The 19,815-nt window shown below is 66.8% G+C and carries 23 protein-coding genes and 1 pseudogene; 9 read left to right on the top strand and 15 right to left on the bottom strand.

What is annotated here, in order from left to right; all coding sequences use genetic code 11:
- Window positions 1-18: 18 nt before the first annotated feature.
- Window positions 19-313 (bottom strand): annotated as a pseudogene (locus tag CEX88_RS01365) (CinA family protein).
- On the bottom strand, window positions 291-887 hold the full coding sequence (gene pgsA / locus CEX88_RS01370; protein WP_064426048.1) for a CDP-diacylglycerol--glycerol-3-phosphate 3-phosphatidyltransferase: 597 nt from the start codon (window positions 885-887) through the stop codon (window positions 291-293). Before pgsA ends, CEX88_RS01365 begins: the two are co-directional and overlap by 23 nt.
- A 41-nt stretch (window positions 888-928) precedes the next feature.
- On the opposite strand from pgsA, the gene CEX88_RS01375 reads away from it, so the two are divergent.
- On the top strand, window positions 929-1,438 hold the full coding sequence (locus CEX88_RS01375; protein ID WP_197696704.1) for an amino-acid N-acetyltransferase: 510 nt from the start codon (window positions 929-931) through the stop codon (window positions 1,436-1,438).
- Window positions 1,439-1,486: 48 nt separating this feature from the next.
- On the opposite strand, the gene CEX88_RS01380 is transcribed toward CEX88_RS01375, so the two are convergent.
- Complete coding sequence (locus tag CEX88_RS01380; protein ID WP_238381913.1) at window positions 1,487-3,973, bottom strand: FtsK/SpoIIIE family DNA translocase; 2,487 nt, start codon at window positions 3,971-3,973, stop codon at window positions 1,487-1,489.
- A gap of 98 nt (window positions 3,974-4,071) precedes the next feature.
- Here CEX88_RS01380 and CEX88_RS01385 point away from each other — a divergent pair, with 98 nt between their 5' ends.
- From CEX88_RS01385 to CEX88_RS01395, 3 genes are all read left to right on the top strand, one after another.
- Window positions 4,072-4,524, top strand: a complete 453-nt coding sequence (locus CEX88_RS01385) for a DUF2834 domain-containing protein (protein ID WP_066841470.1) — start codon at window positions 4,072-4,074, stop codon at window positions 4,522-4,524.
- 68 nt (window positions 4,525-4,592) lie between these two features.
- Window positions 4,593-4,907, top strand: a complete 315-nt coding sequence (locus CEX88_RS01390) for a putative quinol monooxygenase (protein ID WP_094292125.1) — start codon at window positions 4,593-4,595, stop codon at window positions 4,905-4,907.
- Window positions 4,907-5,719, top strand: a complete 813-nt coding sequence (locus tag CEX88_RS01395) for a mycofactocin-coupled SDR family oxidoreductase (protein WP_094292126.1) — start codon at window positions 4,907-4,909, stop codon at window positions 5,717-5,719. Before CEX88_RS01390 ends, CEX88_RS01395 begins: the two co-directional genes overlap by 1 nt.
- A gap of 297 nt (window positions 5,720-6,016) precedes the next feature.
- Here CEX88_RS01395 and CEX88_RS01400 read toward each other — a convergent pair whose 3' ends face one another.
- From CEX88_RS01400 to thyX, 3 genes are read right to left on the bottom strand one after another with little or no spacing between them, the layout of a single operon-like run.
- Window positions 6,017-7,696, bottom strand: a complete 1,680-nt coding sequence (locus CEX88_RS01400) for a ribonuclease J (protein ID WP_094292127.1) — start codon at window positions 7,694-7,696, stop codon at window positions 6,017-6,019.
- Window positions 7,696-8,598, bottom strand: coding sequence for a 4-hydroxy-tetrahydrodipicolinate synthase (dapA, locus tag CEX88_RS01405; protein ID WP_066841473.1), 903 nt, complete (start codon window positions 8,596-8,598; stop codon window positions 7,696-7,698). The genes CEX88_RS01400 and dapA overlap by 1 nt, the downstream gene beginning before the upstream one ends.
- 23 nt (window positions 8,599-8,621) lie before the next feature.
- Complete coding sequence (gene thyX, locus CEX88_RS01410; RefSeq protein WP_066841474.1) at window positions 8,622-9,386, bottom strand: FAD-dependent thymidylate synthase; 765 nt, start codon at window positions 9,384-9,386, stop codon at window positions 8,622-8,624.
- Window positions 9,387-9,613: 227 nt separating this feature from the next.
- Here thyX and CEX88_RS01415 point away from each other — a divergent pair, with 227 nt between their 5' ends.
- Entirely contained in the window at window positions 9,614-9,913 is a 300-nt protein-coding gene (locus tag CEX88_RS01415) for a DUF4193 domain-containing protein (protein ID WP_066841475.1), read from the top strand.
- Window positions 9,914-9,943: 30 nt separating this feature from the next.
- Here CEX88_RS01415 and CEX88_RS01420 read toward each other — a convergent pair whose 3' ends face one another.
- From CEX88_RS01420 to CEX88_RS01430, 3 genes are read right to left on the bottom strand one after another with little or no spacing between them, the layout of a single operon-like run.
- A complete protein-coding gene (locus tag CEX88_RS01420) occupies window positions 9,944-11,161 on the bottom strand; it encodes a winged helix-turn-helix domain-containing protein (protein ID WP_066841476.1) in 1,218 nt (405 codons plus the stop codon).
- Window positions 11,162-11,194: 33 nt separating this feature from the next.
- Entirely contained in the window at window positions 11,195-11,683 is a 489-nt protein-coding gene (locus tag CEX88_RS01425) for a dihydrofolate reductase (protein WP_094292128.1), read from the bottom strand.
- The gene (locus tag CEX88_RS01430) at window positions 11,673-12,473 is read right to left on the bottom strand and encodes a thymidylate synthase (protein WP_094292288.1); all 801 of its coding nucleotides are present in this window, start codon (window positions 12,471-12,473) and stop codon (window positions 11,673-11,675) included. The genes CEX88_RS01425 and CEX88_RS01430 overlap by 11 nt, the downstream gene beginning before the upstream one ends.
- A gap of 43 nt (window positions 12,474-12,516) precedes the next feature.
- Here CEX88_RS01430 and CEX88_RS01435 point away from each other — a divergent pair, with 43 nt between their 5' ends.
- Both CEX88_RS01435 and CEX88_RS01440 read left to right on the top strand, forming a co-directional pair.
- Window positions 12,517-13,257, top strand: coding sequence for a dienelactone hydrolase family protein (locus CEX88_RS01435; protein WP_094292129.1), 741 nt, complete (start codon window positions 12,517-12,519; stop codon window positions 13,255-13,257).
- Between the two features lie 57 nt (window positions 13,258-13,314).
- The gene (locus tag CEX88_RS01440; protein ID WP_094292130.1) at window positions 13,315-14,238 is read left to right on the top strand and encodes an HpcH/HpaI aldolase/citrate lyase family protein; all 924 of its coding nucleotides are present in this window, start codon (window positions 13,315-13,317) and stop codon (window positions 14,236-14,238) included.
- Here the strand turns inward: CEX88_RS01440 and CEX88_RS01445 are convergent.
- The 4 genes from CEX88_RS01445 to dapB are packed head-to-tail and all read right to left on the bottom strand — an operon-like array spanning window position 14,232 to window position 16,349.
- Window positions 14,232-14,690, bottom strand: coding sequence for a hypothetical protein (locus tag CEX88_RS01445; RefSeq protein ID WP_094292131.1), 459 nt, complete (start codon window positions 14,688-14,690; stop codon window positions 14,232-14,234). The genes CEX88_RS01440 and CEX88_RS01445 overlap by 7 nt on opposite strands.
- A 2-nt stretch (window positions 14,691-14,692) precedes the next feature.
- Window positions 14,693-15,151 carry a flavodoxin family protein gene (locus CEX88_RS01450; protein WP_066841481.1) on the bottom strand — a complete coding sequence of 153 codons (459 nt, stop codon included), beginning with the start codon at window positions 15,149-15,151 and terminating at the stop codon, window positions 14,693-14,695.
- Entirely contained in the window at window positions 15,148-15,615 is a 468-nt protein-coding gene (locus CEX88_RS01455; protein ID WP_066841482.1) for a hypothetical protein, read from the bottom strand. Before CEX88_RS01455 ends, CEX88_RS01450 begins: the two co-directional genes overlap by 4 nt.
- Complete coding sequence (gene dapB / locus CEX88_RS01460) at window positions 15,615-16,349, bottom strand: 4-hydroxy-tetrahydrodipicolinate reductase (protein ID WP_066841483.1); 735 nt, start codon at window positions 16,347-16,349, stop codon at window positions 15,615-15,617. Before dapB ends, CEX88_RS01455 begins: the two co-directional genes overlap by 1 nt.
- 92 nt (window positions 16,350-16,441) lie before the next feature.
- Between dapB and CEX88_RS01465 the strand changes: the two genes are divergently transcribed.
- Complete coding sequence (locus CEX88_RS01465; protein ID WP_238381914.1) at window positions 16,442-16,960, top strand: YflT domain-containing protein; 519 nt, start codon at window positions 16,442-16,444, stop codon at window positions 16,958-16,960.
- A gap of 19 nt (window positions 16,961-16,979) precedes the next feature.
- On the opposite strand, the gene aldR is transcribed toward CEX88_RS01465, so the two are convergent.
- The gene (gene aldR, locus CEX88_RS01470) at window positions 16,980-17,495 is read right to left on the bottom strand and encodes an HTH-type transcriptional regulator AldR (protein ID WP_066841484.1); all 516 of its coding nucleotides are present in this window, start codon (window positions 17,493-17,495) and stop codon (window positions 16,980-16,982) included.
- An 89-nt stretch (window positions 17,496-17,584) separates the two neighbouring features.
- Here aldR and ald point away from each other — a divergent pair, with 89 nt between their 5' ends.
- Window positions 17,585-18,697: an alanine dehydrogenase gene (ald, locus tag CEX88_RS01475; RefSeq protein ID WP_094292132.1), complete on the top strand. Its 1,113-nt coding sequence runs from the start codon at window positions 17,585-17,587 to the stop codon at window positions 18,695-18,697.
- A gap of 217 nt (window positions 18,698-18,914) precedes the next feature.
- Here ald and bla read toward each other — a convergent pair whose 3' ends face one another.
- A complete protein-coding gene (gene bla / locus CEX88_RS01480) occupies window positions 18,915-19,811 on the bottom strand; it encodes a class A beta-lactamase (protein WP_094292133.1) in 897 nt (298 codons plus the stop codon).
- Window positions 19,812-19,815 lie beyond the last annotated feature (4 nt).

A 19,815-nucleotide genomic window follows, 5' to 3' on the forward strand; every position in this document is an offset into this window, starting at 1 on the left:
GTTCCCGGATGGCGCAGATCACTGTCGAGTGAGGGCCGACCGCAGGTGCACGACGGCCTCCCCGACCGCGGCGAGGCGGATCTCCCAGCGCGATCCGTCCAGCCGCAACTCGACGACGTCGGTCTTGATCGGCCCGGCGATGCCGAGGAATACCGTGGCCGCCGCGTAGCACCGCGCTCGCCCCCGGCACGCCGGCCAGTGTGGCCGCCAGCAGGCCCCCGGTCAGCGATTCGGCGGTCGCGATCGTCTGCCCGCGCACGGTGAGGTCGGCGACAAGCGCGCGGGCGTCGTCACTGACCAGCGGGTCGTCCACGGGAGTCCTTGATGGCCGTCACCACGTAATCGACCCCTGTGACGACCGTCAGGATGACCGCCGCGCACATGACCACCCACGCCGCGGCCAGCCACGCACCCGACAACGGCAGCACGAACAGCCCGATCGCCACCCCTTGTACGAGGGTCTTGAGCTTGCCGCCGCGGCTGGCCGGGATCACGCCGTGACGCAACACCGCGAACCGCAATACCGTGATGCCGATCTCCCGGGTCAGGATCACCACCGTGATCCACCAGGGCAGGTCACCCAGTAGCGAAAGCCCGATCAGTGCAGCGCCGATGAGGGCTTTGTCCGCGATGGGGTCGGCCAGTGTGCCGAACTCGGTCACCATGCCGTAGTTGCGCGCGAGCGCCCCGTCGAACCGGTCGGTGATCACCGCGACGGTGAACACGACGAATGCGGCTATCCGCCAGAATGTTTCATGCCCGTCGCCGACGAACAGCACCACCAGGAAAACCGGAACCAACGCCATCCGCACGCCGGTGAGCACATTCGCGATGTTCGCTACACGGGCGCGCGGGACCAGCGGATCAGTATGGGGTTGGCCCGACACCGCAACAGAATATCGGTTGCTCGAACCGATACTCTCCACCTGTGAGCGCAGAATCCGGCGAGGTCGTCGTGCGGCGTGCGCGAACTTCGGATGTCCCCGCCATCAAAACCTTGGTCGACATCTACTCCGGCAAGATCCTGCTGGAGAAGAATCTGGTGACGCTCTATGAGGCCGTTCAGGAGTTCTGGGTCGCCGAACTGGGCGGCGAGCTGCTCGGCTGCGGCGCGCTACACGTGTTGTGGTCCGACCTCGGAGAGGTGCGCACCGTCGCCGTGCATCCCAAGGTCAGGGGCCAAGGCGTCGGGCACGCGATCGTCGACAAACTGCTCGACGTCGCGCGTGAGTTGCGCCTCGAGCGGATCTTCGTGCTCACCTTCGAAGTCGAGTTCTTCAGCAGGCACGGGTTTCGCGAGATCGACGGCACACCCGTCACCGCCGAGGTCTTCGAAGAGATGTGCCGCTCGTACGACACCGGTGTCGCCGAGTTCCTCGACCTGTCCTACGTCAAGCCGAACATCCTCGGCAACACCCGAATGCTGTTGACCCTTTAGCGATTTGTGCACACTTTGGTGCGCTGAGCGCTCCTAGCGGTGCACAAATCACTCGTCGTCTTCTGGGGTGTCGGCGCCGCGGATCGACGCCAGCGTCGCGGCCAGTTCGTCGGGTTTGACGAGAACCTCACGGGCCTTGGAACCCTCGCTCGGCCCGACGATGTTGCGGGTCTCCATCAGATCCATCAACCGGCCCGCCTTGGCGAAGCCGACGCGCAGTTTGCGCTGCAACATCGACGTCGACCCGAACTGGCTCGACACCACCAACTCGACCGCCTGCAGGAAGACGTCCATGTCGTCGCCGATGTCGGGGTCGACGTCGGTGCGCTCGCTGTTGGTCTTGGCGTTGGTGACGCCCTCGGTGTACTCCGGTTCGGCCTGCGACTTGGTCGCTTCCACGACGGCGTGGATCTCGTCGTCGGTGATGAACGCGCCCTGCAGACGGATCGGCTTGTTGGCCCCCATCGGCAGGAACAGTCCGTCGCCCATGCCGATCAGCTTCTCGGCGCCCTGCTGGTCGAGGATGACGCGGCTGTCGGTCAACGACGACGTGGCGAACGCCAACCGTGACGGCACGTTGGTCTTGATCAGGCCGGTGACGACGTCCACCGACGGCCGCTGCGTGGCCAGCACCAGGTGAATGCCTGCCGCGCGAGCCTTCTGGGTGATGCGCACGATCGCATCCTCGACATCGCGCGGGGCGGTCATCATGAGGTCGGCCAACTCGTCGACGATCGCGACGATGTAAGGGTAGGGCTTGTACTCACGCTGACTGCCGAGCGGCGTGGTGATCTCGCCGGAGCACACCTTCTTGTTGAAGTCGTCGATATGGCGCACGCGTGAGGCCTGCATGTCCTGATAGCGCTGCTCCATCTCCTCCACCAGCCACGCCAGCGCGGCGGCGGCCTTCTTCGGTTGGGTGATGATCGGCGTAATGAGGTGCGGGATGCCCTCGTAGGGGGTCAGTTCCACCATCTTCGGGTCGATCAGGATCATCCTGACCTCTTCCGGCGTGGCCCGCACCAGCAGCGACACCAGCATCGAGTTCACGAAGCTCGACTTACCGGAACCGGTCGAGCCGGCGACCAGCAGATGCGGCATCTTGGCGAGGTTCGCCGAGATGTACTCGCCCTCAATGTCTTTGCCCAAACCGATGACGAGCGGGTGGTGGTCACCCCGGGTACTTGGATCGGTGAGCACGTCAGCCAGGCGGACCATCTCGCGGTCCACGTTGGGAACCTCGATACCGACCGCACTCTTGCCCGGGATCGGCGCCAGCATCCGGACACTCTCGGTCGCGACCGCATAGGCGATATTGCGTTGCAGCGCAGTGATCTTCTCGACCTTGACGCCCGGACCGAGTTCGACCTCGTACCGGGTGACGGTCGGGCCGCGAGTGCATCCGGTGACCGATGCGTTGACCTTGAACTGGTCGAGCACCTCGGTGATCGCCTCGATCATCCGATCATTGCCCGCGCTCCGCCGTTTCGGAGGATCGCCGGCGATCAGAAGTTCGAGCGACGGTAGCGCGTACGGTCCGTCGACCACGCGGTCCAGCGTCATCGTCGACTGCTTTTGCTTCTTCTTACGCGTCTTGGCGGTCGGTTCGGGAATCGTCGGCGCTTCGTCGGAGAGCGGATAGTTCTCCATCGGCGTGCCGGTCGGCCAAGCCTGTTCGGCGTCGTAGGCGTTCGGGTCGCCGGGTGGGAATGAATCGTCGTAGTAGCCGTCGGAGAAATCGTCGGACTCGGATATGACGGCGGTGTCCTCGTCGTCGTACTCGTCGTAGTCGTATTCGTCGTAACCGCGGGCGGAGAACATGGAGCGCACGGTCGAGGGCACTTCGCGAATCGTCGTGCCGGTCACCAGCAATACCCCGAACAACACACCGATGAACAACAGCGGGGCGGCGATCCAGGCAGTTAACCCCTCGGAGAGCGGACCGCCGATCGCGAACCCGAAGAAGCCCGAGGCATGTCGACGTGCCGCCGGATCCTGCGGCGAACCGGCCCACAGATGCCACAGCCCGAGCGCGGGTAGCGCGATCATCACCGAACCTAGGATCAGCCTCGGCCTGGCGTCCGGATCCGGTTCAGTGCGCATCAGCGTCACACCGACTGCGGCCAGGGCGATGGGAACGAGTACGACGGCCGCGCCGATCAGCGTCCGCCAGAACGTGTCGAGCCAGTCCCCCACCGGACCGGCGGCGCCGAACCACGAACTCGCCGCGATGATCACCGCCAGGCCCAGCAGCGCCAGGGCGATGCCGTCACGCCGATGACCGGCTTCCAGGTCGCGGGCCCGACCGACCGAACGCGCGGTGGTGCCCGCGCCTTTGGCCACCATCAGCCAACCCGCCCGCACACCGCGGCCCACCGCGGCACCGGCCGACGAAATGGGTGACGACGTCCGGCGCGGTGACGTGGTCTTGCGCGGCGCCGGCTTGCGGCGCGGCGCGGCCCGGCCACCGGAGCGCACACTCTGTTTCGACCTGGTCGAACGACTTCCCGAGCGCGCGGCGGTCTTACTAGGCATGCCTGTAAGCCTAGTCGCTTCAGCCCCAGAATCACCATCTGCCACACGGGTAACAGATTCGTATCGATTGACCCGCTTTTGCGACTTACCGTGCGGAAATGACCGAAACCAACACGTCGGCGGGCCTGCCGACCACGACCAAAGTGCTGTGCGCTGCATACGGCAGCATCGCGGTCGTCGCGCTGATCGCCACCTGGAGCCAGAACCTGGCCTACCTCGACCGCGGGGCGGACTTCCTCCGCGTGTTCTGGGAAGAAACCAAGGTCAACCCGGCGTCGCGATCCATCACCGCCGACATCGCCCTGTTCCTGCTCGCCGCGGTGATCTTCATGGTGTTCGAGGCGCGCAAACACGGCATCCGATTCGTCTGGATCTACGTCGTCGCCTCGTTCCTCATCGCGGTCAGCGTGACGTTCCCGTTGTTCCTTCTCGCGCGCGAATTGCGCATACATCGCACCGAGGCCACGCGGATCGGAGCACCGGACGCCGTCGGTCTCGTCGTCATCGCGATCCTCACGGCGGCCTTCACGATCTGGGTCGACGTGGTCTGAGCGTCGCGGGTGTCGGTGAGTAGGCTTTTCACTCGTCCAGCAGCACTCACCGAGGAGTCAAGCCGCAAATGCCTGTCGTAGTCGTCGCCACCATGACCGCCAAACCCGAATCCGTTGACACCGTACGGGACGCGTGCAAGAAGGCCATCGAGGCGGTGCACCAGGAGCCCGGTTGCGAGCTCTACGCGCTGCACGAGGCCAACGGCACCTTCGTGTTCGTCGAGCAGTGGGCCGACGAGGATGCCCTCAAGACGCACAGCACCGCTCCGGCCATCGCTGAGCTGTTCGGTGCGGTGGGCGAGCACCTCGACGGGGCGCCGGACATCAAGATGCTGCAGCCGGTTGTCGCCGGCGACCCGAGCAAGGGCGCGCTGCGGTCCTGATGCCCGGGCTCGCAGGCAAAGTCGCGTTCATCACGGGTGCGGCGCGCGGGCAGGGCCGCGCGGAGGCGGTGAAGTTGGCCTCCGACGGCGCCGACATCATCGCCGTCGACCTCTGCGACCAGATCGCCTCGGTGCCTTACCCGTTGGCGACGGCCGACGATCTGGCCGAGACCGTGAAGCTCGTCGAGGACACGGGCGCGCGAATAGTGGCGCGGCAGGCTGACGTTCGCGACCAGGATGCGCTGGCGTCGGCGTTGCAGGCCGGTGTCGACGAGTTCGGCCGTCTCGACATCGTCGTCGCCAACGCCGGTATCGCGCCGATGCAGTCGGGCGCCGACGGGTGGCGCGATGTGATCGACGTGAACCTCACCGGCGTCCATCACACGGTCGAGGTCTCCAAGGCTGCGCTGATCGCCACCGGCGAGGGCGGCTCGATCGTGCTCACCAGTTCGGTCGTGGGCCTGGTCGGAATGGGCAGCGACGATCCAGGCGCCATTGGCTACGTCGCCGCCAAACACGGCATCGTCGGGTTGATGCGGCTGTATGCCAATCTGCTTGCACCGCACAGTATCCGGGTCAACTCGGTGCATCCTGCCGGCGTGGACACCCCGATGATCAACAACGAAGCGACGCGGCAGTGGCTGGGCAGCATCGCGGAGAAGAGCCCGCAGGACATGGGCAACGCACTTCCGGTGCAGGTGTTGCAACCCGAAGACATCGCCAACGCGGTGGCGTGGCTGGTCTCCGACGCGGCGCGTTACGTCACCGGTGTCGCGCTTCCCGTCGACGCGGGGTCGGTCAACAAGCGCTGAGCTCTTGCCCGGAAGAAGTGCCGCACCTCGGTGCGGCGAGATGTACCGGCCCCTCGGTCGATGCTTCGCCGGCGTCGTCGCGGTCGAACGGTTTCCATGTGGCTCGGCACTCGGCAATCGCAGCCGTCGCTTTGTGTCGGCGATCCCTCTCGGACTGCCCAGCTACGAGCGAAATATTCGTCAGTAGCGAATAATTCGCTCAGAGGCGGGCAGCCCCACAACTGGGTCCCGCGAAGCCTGGTGAGGCTGGACATACCGGCGACCGGCACCGCGACGTGACCTAGCCAAACCTAAGAGTCATACCTCGATGACGGTCGGCACGATCATCGGTTGGCGCCGATAGACCTCCCCCACCCATTTGCCGACGGCGCGCCGCGACGCCTGGGCGATGCGGTTGATATCGGTGACCCGTTCGGCCACAAGCGCTTCGAGTGCCTCTTCGACTTTGCGGGTGGCAGGCTCGAGAGCCTTCGGGTCCTCGGAGAAGCCGCGGGAGTGCAGGTGCGGCGCCGCCGCGGGCTTACCGGTGCCGCGCTGGACGACGACGGTGATGCCGATGAACCCCGAAGAGAGCGTGAGCCGTTGACCGACCACGGCGTCCCCCACATCGCCGGTGACCAGCCCGTCGACGAACATTTTGCCTGTGGGCACCGCGCCCGCGATCGACGCCCGTCCGGCTACCAGGTCGACGCTCACGCCGTTCTCGGCCAGCACGATGTTGTCCTCGGGAACCCCTGTGCGGGCGGCCAAACCGGCGTTGGCACGCAACATCCGCCAGGTGCCGTGCACGGGCATCACGTTGCGCGGGCGCACGCCGTTGTAGAGAAACAGCAGTTCACCGGCGTAGGCGTGCCCGGTAACATGCACCCGCACTTGCGCATTCGTGACGACACGCGCGCCGATCTTCGCCAGCGCGTCCAGCACCCCGAAGATCGCTTCCTCGTTGCCCGGTATCTGCGACGACGACATGATGATGAGGTCGCCCGCAGTCAAGGTGATGCTGCGATGCTCACCGCGCGACATCCGCGACAGCGCCGCCATCGGCTCCCCCTGCGTTCCGGTGGTGACGAGCACGACGCGTTCAGGTGCCATCATCTCCGCGGCGCCGATGTCGATGATGTCGTCATCGTTTTCCAGCGTGAGGTATCCGAGTTCCTTAGCGATTCCCATATTGCGGACCATCGACCGCCCGACGAAGGCCACCTTGCGGCCCAGCGCCACCGACGCGTCGATGATTTGCTGCACGCGACCGACATTGGAGGCGAAGCAGGCCACGATGACGCGGCCCTGCGCGCTGCGGATCAGCCGGTGCATGTTCGGGCCGATCTCGCTCTCCGACGGCCCCACACCGGGAATCTCGGCATTGGTCGAATCGCACAGGAACAGGTCCACCCCGGCATCGCCGAGCCGCGACATACCGGGCAGGTCGGTGGGTTTCCCGTCGGGCGGAGACTGATCGAGCTTGATGTCGCCGGTATGCAGCACCGTGCCGGCGCCGGTGTGGATCGCGATGGCCAGGCAGCCGGGTATCGAGTGGTTGACCCCGAAGTATTCGCACTCGAACACGCCGTGTCTGGAACTCTGGCCCTCGTCGACTTCGACGAACACGGGTTTGATCCGGTGTTCGCGGCACTTCTCGGCCACCAAGGCGAGCGTGAACTTCGAACCGACCACCGGGATGTCGCGGCGAAGCTTGAGCAGGAACGGGATCGCGCCGATGTGGTCCTCGTGCGCGTGGGTCAGTACCAGCGCCTCCACCTCGTCGAGGCGGTTCTCGATCAGGCGCAGGTCGGGAAGGATCAGGTCGACGCCGGGCTCGTCGTGGGTGGGGAACAAGACCCCGCAGTCCACGATCAGCAACCGGCCCAGATGCTCGAATATGGTCATGTTGCGGCCGATTTCGCTGATCCCGCCCAGCGCAGTGACCCGAAGTCCGCCTGGGGCCAGTGGCCCCGGTGGGTTCAGTTCTTCGTTCACTACCGCAGCACCGCGGCCGCCCGCATATCTGCGGCCAGCGCGTCAAGTTGTGCAGGGGTGGCCGGTACTTGCGGCAGCCTGGGGTCACCAGCGTCGAAGCCCTGAAGTCGCAGCCCGGCCTTCGACAGCGTCACGCCACCGAGCCGGGCCTGCGCGTCGACCAGCGGGCCCAGCGTGACGTTGATCTTGCGGGCCGTCGCGATATCGCCGGATTGGAAGGCCGAGAACATATCTCGCAGCTGGCTGGCGGCGAGGTGGCCCCAGACGCTGACGAATCCGACGGCGCCCATGGCCAACCAGGGCAGGTTGAGCGCGTCATCCCCGGAGTAGTACGCCAGCCCGGTCTCGGCGATGATCTGCCCGCCACCGTGCAGATCGCCCTTGGCGTCCTTGACGGCCACGATGTTGGGGTGCTCCGCGAGCATGCGCAGCGTCTCCCACTGGATCGGCACCACCGACCGCGGCGGGATGTCGTAGAGCACCACCGGAAGCGGCGTCGCATCGGCCACCGCGGTGAAGTGGGCCAGCAACCCAGCCTGCGGCGGGCGCGAGTAGTACGGCGTCACCACCAGGAGCCCGTGTGCGCCCTCGGCCGCACACGCTTTGGCCAGATGCACGCTGTGCGCGGTGTCATAGGTGCCCGCACCGGCGATGATGCGTGCCCGGTCACCCACGGCGTCGAGTACCGCCCGCAGCAGTGCGATCTTCTCTGCATCGGTCGTGGTAGGCGACTCGCCGGTGGTCCCGGACAGCACCAGGCCGTCACAGCCGGCGTCGACGAGTCGTGTCGCCAGCTGGGCCGCGGCTTGGGTGTCGAGCATGCCGTCGGGCTTGAACGGAGTCACCATCGCGGTCAGCACGGTGCCCAACCGGGCCCTCACATCGATTCCGCTGGTGCTCACGGGGCTCAGATTACTCGTGATGGTCACGCTTCCGTGGCCAGAGGGGATGTGGCGACCTCCGTGCCGTCGGACAGCGTGGAGATCTCGAAGTCGCTGAACACCTGGGGTGCGACGTCGACCAGGTGGCGCAGGCACTCGATGGCCAGCCGACGAATCTCGACGTCGGCGTGCTCGCTGGCCCGCATCGCGATGAAATGCCGCCACGCGCGGTAGTTGCCGGTCACGACGATGCGGGTCTCGGTGGCGTTGGGCAGCACCGCACGGGCGGCCTGTCGCGCCTGCTTGCGTCGCAGCACACCGAGTTGCTCCCCGGGCTCGCCGCCCCTGAACTTGGCTTCGAGGCGTTCGAGCAGCTCGGTGTAGGCGGTGCGGCTGGCGTCGGCGGCGGCGGCGAACATCTCGGTCAACTCGGGGTCGTCCTCGATACTCGGCGGCACCACCACCTGCGCGTCGTGCTCGGGAACGTACCGCTGCGAGAGCTGCGAATACGAGAAGTGGCGGTGACGGATCAGCTCGTGTGTGCACGACCGCGAGATGCCGGTGATGTAGAACGACACCGAGGCGTGCTCGAGCACCGAGAAATGCCCGACGTCGATGATGTGCCGAATGTAGGCCGCGTTGGTGGCGGTGCGCGGATTAGGCTTCGACCAGCTCTGATAGCACGCGCGGCCGGCGAACTCGACGAGCGCGGGTCCGCCGTCGGCGTCGGTTTCCCATGGCACTTCCGGCGGCGCGGTGAACTCCGTCTTGGCGATCAGCTGGACGCGCAGCGGCGAGGTCTCGGCCACGGCTCACCCTAACGCGGGCCGTCGGCGATTCCCGTGAGCGCCGAGATTGCGCCGAGCCGATCACCGGATGTGCGGTTTCATCCGCGACTCGCCGGTCGCACCGGATCAGATCGCACATCGGCGGCGAACCAAGCGAAGAATCCAGGTTTCGACCGCGCGCGGGCCGGGAACAAATCCGTTCTCAATCGGTGTTACCCAAACGCCGATCTAGAGAGGGAGGGTGACCAATGGCCACCGATTACGACGCACCCCGTGTGAAGGAAACCGACGAAGCGGTCGATGAGTCACTCGAGGCGATCGCCGCCCGACGCGGTCAGGCTGACATCGCTGTTCTCGACGTCGATGACGGTGACGCGGTCGACCCGATCATCCTGCCCGATATGGACCTGTCCGGTGAGGAGCTCACGGTCCGGGTGATCCCGAAGCAGGCCGACGAGTTCACCTGCTCGAGTTGCTTCCTGGTGCAGCACCACAGCCGGCTGGCACTGCAATCCGGCGACCGCACGATCTGCGCGGACTGCGTCTGAGCGTCGTTTCCGGCCGGGTGTCGGGTTGTGTCAACCCGACTCTCGGCGCAAGTCGTCGACCAGGTCCCCGTTCGCGCCGACCGTGACGACTGACAACCCGAGCCACGACGCCATCGTCCGCAATTCGTCCGCCAACACCGGAGCTACCCGCGACCGCTCTGCGCCCTCCTCCGCGAACGCACCCACAACGTGCAGGACGCCCGCGGCCCGATCGGCCTTCAAGTCCACCCTTCCGACCAGTTCACCGTCGAGCAGAAACGGCCATACGTAGTAGCCGTACTGCCGCTTCGGCGCCGGGGTGTAGATCTCGATGCGGTACCTGAAGCCGCCGAACAAGCGCTCCACCCGCGGCCGGAAGAAGATCAGCGGGTCGAAGGGGCACAGCAGCGCCGTTCCGCGGTCGCGTCGCGGAATGATCTGTCCCGCCCGCAGATACGCCGGTCCCTTCCAACCGTCGACCTCCACCGGTTCCAGCTCGCCGTCGGCGACCAGTTTCGCGATCGCAGGCTTCACCTGCGCCGGCGACAACCGGAAATAGTCGCGGATGTCCTGCTCGGTGCCCACCCCGAGAGCGCCCGACGCCCTCAGCACCAACTCCCTGACGGCATCCGCCTCATCGACCTCACGAGCGAACACCTCCGGCGGCAGCACCCGCTCCGACAGGTCGTAGTGCCGGGCGAATCCGACCCGAGTGGCCGTCGTCAGCACCCCCGAGGCAAACAACGCCTCGGTCACCCACTTCGTGTCGCTGCGGTCCCACCACGGACCCTTCCGGCCGCGTTGTTCGGCGCCCAGATACGCCTCGATCTCGCCTGCGGTCGACGGGCCCAACTCCGTCACGGCGCTCACCACGTCGTCAACCAGCTTGGCGTTCTTCTTGACGATCTCCTTGCCCCACCGGCCGTGCGTGTACTCGCGCATCCGCCACCGCATCAGCGGCCAATCGTCGACGGCCATCAGCGCTGCTTCGTGCGCCCAGTACTCGACCAATATCCGAGGAGCGCGCGCCGAATGACTCCACGCCGCCCGATCGAGCACATCGCGGTCGTACGGGCCGAGCCGGCTGAACACCGGCGCGTAGTGCGCGCGCACCGACACCGACACCGAGTCCAGCTGCAGGACCTGTATCCGAGAGATCAGCCTGCGCAGGTGTGCACGCGTGACGGGGCCCCGCGGACGCGGCTCGGCGAAGCCCTGCGCGGCGACGGCGACACGGCGGGCCTGATCGGCCGTGAGTCTGGTCGGCACGTCTTCATCGTGCCGGACGCCACCGACAGTGCGTCAGCGCCGCCGGTAGCTGTAGAACCGGTAGCGCAATCCCGAGGTGCTGGTCAGCCAATCCCCCGCCGCACCTAGCCAGGACTCGTCGAGCACCGGGGCCATCACGTCGGAGTCCTGACGCGGCAGCTCGATCTCGACCTCGGTCACCTCGCAGCGGGTGGCGACCTGCAGGGCAGCCAGGTAGATCTGCGCGCCGCCGATCACCCAGACCGGGTCATCGGTCAACGCCTCGTCCAGCGACGCCACCACGTCTGCCCCCTCGGCCGCATAGTCGCGCCGGTGGGTGAGCACCACGTTGCGACGCCCGGGCAACGGACGGACCTTGGCGGGCAGCGACTCCCACGTCAACCTGCCCATCACGACCGTGTGGCCCATCGTCAGTTCCTTGAATCGGGCCTGGTCCTCGGGCAGGCGCCACGGGATACCGCCGCCGCGGCCGATGACACCAGAACTCGATTGTGCCCAGATGAGCCCGACGTTAGACCGCAACCGGGGCCTTGATCGCCGGATGCGGGTCGTAATTGAGGATGGCCACGTCTTCGTAGGTGTAGTCGAAGATCGAATCGCGCGGCGCCAGAACGAGTTCGGGGTACGGCCGGGGATCGCGGCTGAGCTGCAACTGCACCTGCTCGACGTGATTGTCGTAGATATGGCAGTCGCCGCCCGTCCAGATGAACTCCCCGACCTCGAGCCCGGCCTGCGCGGCCATCATGTGGGTCAGCAGCGCGTAGCTGGCGATGTTGAACGGCACCCCGAGGAACAGGTCGGCGCTGCGCTGATACAGCTGGCACGACAGTTTGCCGTCGGCGACGTAGAACTGGAAGAACGCGTGGCACGGCGGCAACGCCATCTGCGGGATCTCCCCGACGTTCCAGGCCGAGACGATGTTGCGGCGCGAGTCGGGATCGGACTTCAGCAACTCCAGCGCGGCGCTGATCTGGTCGATGTGCTCGCCCGACGGCGTCGGCCACGATCGCCACTGCACCCCGTACACGGGGCCCAGATCCCCTGTCGGAGAAGCCCATTCGTCCCAGATGGTGACACCGCGCTCCTGTAGCCAGCGCACGTTCGAGTCGCCGCGCAGGAACCACAGCAGCTCGTAGACGATCGACTTGGTGTGCACCTTTTTGGTGGTGATGAGCGGAAAGCCGGCCGCGAGGTCGTAGCGCATCTGGTGGCCGAACACGCTGCGGGTGCCGGTACCGGTGCGGTCCGACTTGGGGGTCCCGCGCTCCATCACCAGCCGCAGAAGATCCTCGTACGGGGTGGCGATCGGCACGTCGGTCAGCTTACTTCCAGACCCGGCGAGTAGAACGGAGGCCATGCCGAGCATCTCCGCGACCGTCACGACTCCTGACGGCACCTGCCCCGTGACCCTGCACACCCCGAACGGCCCTGGACCGTGGACCGGTGTCGTGATGTACGTCGACGCCGGCGGGGTCCGCGACACCTTTCAGGAGATGGCCGCGCGGCTGGCAGGCTTCGGCCACGCCGTGCTGCTCCCCGACGTGTACTACCGCCACGGCGACTGGGAGCCGTTCGACATGCAAACCGCGTTCACCGACCCGAAGCAGCGCAAACGCCTGTTCGGAATGATCTCCTCGATCACCCCGGACATGATGGCCTCCGACGCCGCGGCGTTCTTCGACTTCCTGCAGTCACGGCCGGAGGTCAAGGGCGACGCATTCGGCGTCTGCGGCTACTGCATGGGCGGGCGGACCTCGGTCATCGTGGCCGGTCGTGTACCCGACCGGGTCGCGGCGGCGGGATCGTTCCACGCCAGTGGCCTGGTCACCGACGAACCCACCAGCCCGCACCTGCTCGCCGACCGGATGAAGGCCACCGTCTATGTCGCAGGCGCAAAGAAGGACCAGGGCTTCACGAACGCGCACGCCGAGACCCTCGACAAGGCTCTGACCGCAGCGAACGTCGCCCATACGGTGGAGTTCTATCCAGCCGGCCACGGCTTCGCGGTGCCTGACAACGCCCCGTACGACGAAGAGGCCGCCCAACGGCACTGGATCGCTCTGCAGGAGCTGTTCGAATCCGCTCTGCCCAATTGAGGCGCATTCCACCGGGTCCGATCACAGCCTTCCGGGGCGATACGCGACGATAATCCGATGGACGTTCAGGATCACGGCGCTCACGCGGACCACGAGGACGTCGGCTCGCGTATCGACCCGGTGCTGGCCCGCAGTTGGCTGCTGGTGAACGGCGCACAGTACGACCGGTTCGCCCCTGCCGTGCGGTCCCGAGCCGACATCGTCGTGCTGGACATCGAGGACGCGGTCGCGCCGAAGGACAAGACCGTCGCCCGCGACAACGTCATCCGCTGGCTGACCGAGGGCAACACCGACTGGGTGCGCGTCAACGGCTTCGGAACGCCGTGGTGGGCCGATGACCTCGAGGCGCTCGCGAGAACGTCGGTCGGTGGGGTGATGCTGGCGATGGTCGAATCCGTCGACCACGTCACCGAAACGGCCAATCGGCTACCGGGGGTGCCGATCGTCGCGCTGGTCGAGACGGCCCGGGGGCTCGAACGCATCACTGCGATCGCCGCGGCCAAGGGCACGTTCCGGCTGGCCTTCGGCATCGGCGACTTCCGGCGCGACACCGGCTTCGGCGAGAGTCCGACCACCCTTGCTTACGCGCGGTCGCGGTTCACGATCGCGGCCAAGGCCGCCCACCTCCCGAGCGCGATCGACGGCCCGACGGTCGGTTCGAGTGCGCTCAAGCTCAGCGAGGCCACTGCGGTGTCGGTCGAATTCGGTATGACGGGCAAGATCTGCCTGACACCCGAGCAGTGCACCACGGTCAACGAGGGGCTTTCCCCGTCGCCCGAGGAAATCGCCTGGGCCAAAGAGTTTTTCGTCGAGTTCGAACGCGACGGCGGTGAGATCCGCAACGGGTCCGATCTGCCCCGTATCGCCAGGGCGAACAAGATCCTCGATCTGGCCCGCGCGTACGGCATCGAGGTCTCGGAGTTCGACGACGTCGACGATCCGGCGCACATCCCGGCTCCGTCGGACACCTACCACTACTGAGGTCTACGACGTCCGCGCAGCACCATCTGCAGCGACCGCAGCAGACCGCGTGCGGCGTAGATCCCGGCGACAATTGTCGCGAGGATCATCACGATGAACATCAGCAGCCAGTTCGTCCGGTCGTGGTCGACGTTCCACCAGACGATGGTGAACAGGATCGCGCAGAGAAACACCACGATGTCTCGCCAGTTGCCGCGATAGGACATCGCCGCCAGCCGCAGGTCGCGGCTGCGCTCAGCGGCGCTGATCATGTCTTCGATGCGATGGTCGATGCTGGCTTTCAGCCGCGCCTTGAGTTCGGGTTGGTCGTCGGGTATGCGCTCGAGCAGGTCCATGTCTTTGGCGATCATTCCGCGGAAGTCAGGTCCGCGGAGGTTGCCCGCGGCGATCCCGAGCAATGCCCCGCCGGCGAGGGGCGCGGCGCCCAAGGCGAGTTCGGCGATTCCCGGCATGGCTAGTCCTCCATCAGCGTCGCGGCCAGTGTGCCACCGAGTTCGTAGGCGCGTTCCCGCACGCCCGCGTCGACACCGCCGACGACCTCGAGCGCATCGGCGGCCTTGGTCAGGGCGAGCCCGGTCGCGAGCTTGTCCACCGCGTTGACCGCGCCGACGGTGTCGTTGTTGCCGTGCACCCACACGCCGTACGGCCGGCCGCCGACGTGATCGAGGCTCGGGTAGTAGACGGTGTCGAAGAAGTGCTTGAGCGCGCCGCTCATGTACCCGAAGTTGGCCGTGGTCCCGAACAGGTAGCCGTCCGCGTCGAGCATGTCGGGCAGGGTGGCGGCCAGCGCGGGACGAACCACGGTCTCGACGCCCTCGATGTCGGGGTCCCCGGCGCCGGCGAGGACGGCCTCGAGCAATTCGCGGGTTCCCGGCGACGGGGTGTGGTGCACGACCAACAGAGTCTTACTCATCGGTCCCGCTCCTCCATCTCGACAGCCCTCTTCATCGCTTCGCGCGCCCGGCTGCGGTCACCGGCGTAGTCGTAGGCACGCGCCAGGCGATACCACCGTCGCCAGTTCTGCGGGTCGTTGTCCAGTTCCGCACGCACGGTGACGAACAACGCGTCTGCGGCGTCGCGCTGGATTCGCCCGGACGGCATCCGCGGCAGCGCGCTGACGTCGAGTTCCATCCCCTCGTCGTGGCAGATCCGCGCGAGCCGCTGATGGGCCAGGCCGGCGCGCAGCGTGCTGAGCATGGCCCACAACCCGATCAGCGGAAGCACCATCAGCGCCAGCCCCAACCCGACTGCGGCGGGCTCCCCGGTCGTGACGAATGCCATCGCCAGGCGGCCGAGCAGCACGAAGTACACGACCAGTGCCACACACATGAAGCCGATCAGCAGTTGGATGCGCAGGACGCGCCCGCCTTCGGCCATCAGAGGTCGAGGAGCGGCTCGATACCCACGGTGAGCCCCGGCCGTTCGGCCACCCGCCGCACCGCGAGCAGGACTCCGGGCACAAAGGAGGTCCGGTCCAGGCTGTCGTGCCGGATGGTCAGCGTCTCCCCCTGCGTGCCGAACAGCACCTCCTGATGAGCGACCAGCCCCGCCAGGCGCACCGAATGCACCGGAACCCCGTCGACGTCAGCACCCCGCGCACCGTCAAGACCGGTGCTCGTGGCATCGGGGTTGGGCGGCATGTCTTTTCGCGCCTCGGCGATGAGTCGCGCGGTGCGCGCCGCGGTGCCGGACGGGGCGTCGGCCTTGTGCGGATGATGCAGCTCGATGACTTCGACCGATTCGAAGTGCCGCGCGGCCTGCTGCGCGAAATGCATGGACAGCACCGCGCCGATCGCGAAGTTCGGCGCGATCAGGACCGCTGCCTCCGGTTTGGCGCCCAGCCAATCCCGGACGGTGGCCAACCGCTCGTCGGTGAACCCGGTGGTGCCGACGACGGCGTGTATCCCGTTGCCGATGAGGAACTCGAGGTTGTCCATCACGACGTCGGGGTGGGTGAAGTCGATGACGACCTCGGTCTGGCCGTCGGTCAGCAGGCTCAATGGGTCGCCCGCGTCGACACCCGCGGTGAAGGTCAGGTCTTCGGCGGCTTGCACGGCCTCCACCATCGTCGCGCCGACCTTGCCCTTTGCCCCCAGCACTCCGACTCGCATGGCGTCACCTTATCCACCCGGGGCCCAGCTTGATCGACGCGACCGGATCGGCGCATTCGGTGGCGGCACTCCCTGAAAGCGGGTAACCATGCATGACGACACCGGAACGACAGCAGATGGAGTTCGAAGTGACGGATATGAGTGGACGGCCCGAGCATCAGGTGGGCGATCAGCGGCCCGCACGCCAGGTCATCGCGACGTTCGACAACTATCCCGACGCGCAACGGCTGGTGGACCGCATGTCCGACGGCGGCTTCCCCGTCGAGCACGTGCGCATCATCGGCGACGATCTGCGCACGGTCGAACGCGTCACCGGACGTATGACCAAGGGGCGGGCGGCGTTCGCCGGCGCAGCGAGCGGCGCCTGGTTCGGGTTGTTCATCGGGCTGCTGTTCGCGATTTTCACGGTGGGTCCGGTGTGGATCGTGACCATGCTAATCGCGCTGGCGATCGGCGCGTTCTGGGGCGCGGTGTTCGGGTTCGTCGCGCATGTGGCGACCAGAGGCGAGCGGGACTTCTCCAGCGTCGAGACACTCGAAGCCCGGCGCTACGAGGTGTGCGTGCCGCCGCAGTACGCCGCCGACGCGGCGCGTTACACCCAAATGCCCTGAGCGGCAATGCTTCCGGCCGCTAGAGCGGCGACGCCCCTCGCAGGTGTTCGAAGATCAGCGACGTCTGCGTACCGGCCACGTCGGCGTCGGCGTTGAGGTTCTCCACCACGAACGACCGTAGGTCGTCGGTGTCACGTGCGGCGACGTGGAGGATGAAGTCGTCGGCACCCGCGAGGAAATACACGTCCATCACCTGCGGCCTGCGCCGGATCTGCTGGATGAAGCTGTGGATCCGCCCGCGAGCGCTGGACTGCAGGCTCACCGAGATCATCGCCTGTAGCGGCAGACCGATCGCGGCTGGATCGATGTCGGTGTAGAAACCGCGTATCACCCCCGACTCCTGCAGTCGGCGGACCCGGCCGTGGCATGTCGACGGCGCAATCCCGACCGCCTCGGCCAGTGCGTTGTTCGAGATTCGCGCGTCACGGTGCAGCGCGGTGAGAATCCGGCGGTCGACGTCGTCGAGGGGAACCGGGCGAACATCCTTCGGGCCGACGCCCCCCGAGACCCGTGAGAATGAAGATGTTTCGCTCATACGCCGACCCTACAGAATTTCAAGCGCAGTAATTGCTGATCAAATGAAGCTTCTTCACACTGGAGGCAGAAACCAGCAGAGGAGCGATCATGCGTGTCGGCATCCCGACCGAGATCAAGAACAACGAATACCGGGTCGCGATCACCCCGGCCGGAGTCGCCGAGTTGGTGCACTGCGGCCACGAGGTGATCATCGAAGCCGGTGCCGGCGACGGTTCGGCAATCTCGGACGCCGATTTCAAACGCGCAGGCGCTCAGCTCATCACCAGCGCCGACCAGGTGTGGGCCGAGGCCGAACTCCTGCTCAAGGTCAAGGAGCCGATCGAAGCCGAATACCACCGGATGCGTCGGGGCCAGACGCTGTTCACCTACCTGCACCTCGCCGCGTCGCGGACGTGCACCGAAGCGTTGCTGGCCTCGGGATCGACGTCGATCGCCTACGAAACCGTCCAGACCGCCGACGGCGCCCTTCCGCTGCTGGCCCCGATGAGCGAGGTTGCCGGACGGTTGGCGGCCCAGGTCGGGGCCTACCACTTGATGCGCAGCCACGGTGGCCGCGGCGTCCTGATGGGCGGCGTGCCGGGCGTGGCTCCCGCCGACGTCGTCGTGATCGGCGGCGGCACCGCCGGCCGCAATGCCGCGCGGGTGGCCGCGGGCATGGGCGCGAACGTCACCGTGTTCGACGTCAGCCTCGACAAGCTGCGCGACGTGGATGCGGAGTTCGGCGGGCGCGTCGGAACCCGGTACTCGTCGGTCCTGGAGCTCGAGGACGCGGTGAAGGACGCCGACCTCGTCGTCGGCGCGGTCCTGGTGCCGGGCGCCAAAGCGCCGAAATTGGTGACGAATTCGACTGTCGCCCACATGAGGCCGGGCGCGGTGCTGGTCGACATCGCCATCGACCAGGGCGGGTGCTTCGGGGATTCGCATCCGACCACGCACGACGACCCGACGTATGCCGTGCACGACACGCTCTTCTACTGCGTAGCCAATATGCCCGGCGCGGTGCCCCGCAGCTCGACCTTCGCGCTGACCAACGCGACCATGCCGTACGTGCTCGAGCTGGCCGACCAGGGCTGGCGGGCGGCGTGCCGGGCCGATGCCTCGCTCGCGAGGGGTCTGTCCTCCCACGAAGGCGCCCTGCTGTCCGCACAGGTCGCCGCCGACCTCGACCTGCCGTACACGGATCCGTCGATGCTGCTCTGAGCCCACGCTCAGCGTGTTTGCCGGGCACCCTTAAACGTGCCGGTGCAAAAAGATAGGGATTCGCCCGATTCCTCCGTCGCGCTCCATGCCATACCGTTTAGTCCAGCGGCTGGCGCTCGGTGCAGGGGGGCGAAGAGCGTGGGGGGACAGCCGCTGACAAGCCAGCTTGACCCGGTCCCGAGGGGTGACCGGGCAAAGCTGGCGCCTTCGTCCAATATCAGGCCAGAAGGCCGGCGACCAGCACAGACGCCACTTCACCGACCAGCTGCCGGTCGTTCGGGACGTCGGGGTCGTTTGCCGCGGTCCTGGTCATGATCGCCAGCAGCAATCGCTCACCGGCCGGGCCGAACGCGATACCGACGTCGTTCGTGCTCGCGAAGTCACCGCTGCCGGTCTTGTCGGCCGTTGCCCAGCCCGGCGGCAGCACCGGTCGCACGCTCGATGTCTGATTGGCCCGCATCCAGTCCTCGAGCTGCCGGCGTTGCGGCTCGGCGAGCTCGTTGCCTGTGAGTATCGCCCGGTAACCGTTTCCGACGGCCTCGGGTGTGGTGGTGTCGCGCGGATCTCCGGGGACCGCCGCGTTCAGCTCGATCTCCCAGCGGTCGAGTCGGGACCGTTCGTCGCCGATGCTGCGGGCGAAGTCGGTCACGCCGGACGGACCACCGATCACCCGTAGCAGCCAGTTGCCCGCGGCGTTGTCGCTTCGCTGCAGGGCGGCCTGACACAGCTGCGCCAGCGTCATCGTCTGCCCGACGTGCGCTTCGGTCACCGGCGAGTTGGGCACGATATCGCCCGGCTCGATGGTGATGCGATCGGTGAGCGCGAGCTCACCGCGCTCGGCCTTCTGCAGCACCCGCGCGGCGGCGTAGGTCTTGAACGTCGAGCACATCGCGAACGGGTCCTGAGCGCGATGCGCGATGGTGCGCCCGGTGCCGAGATTGGTTGCGAACACCCCGATCAACGCGTTCTGCCGACGCTCCATCTCGCCGAGCCGGTCCTCGATCGGCTGTAAGGGACGGTTGGGGTCGGCCATGGCGGCCTTGTGCGGTGAAGCGGCGAGCGCCGCGAGTGTCAATCCACCGATCAGAACGTGACGACGCGGTAACCCAGTCATGGGG

Source organism: Mycobacterium neumannii (assembly GCF_002245615.1).
GTDB classification, from domain to species: Bacteria; Actinomycetota; Actinomycetes; order Mycobacteriales; family Mycobacteriaceae; genus Mycobacterium; species Mycobacterium neumannii_A.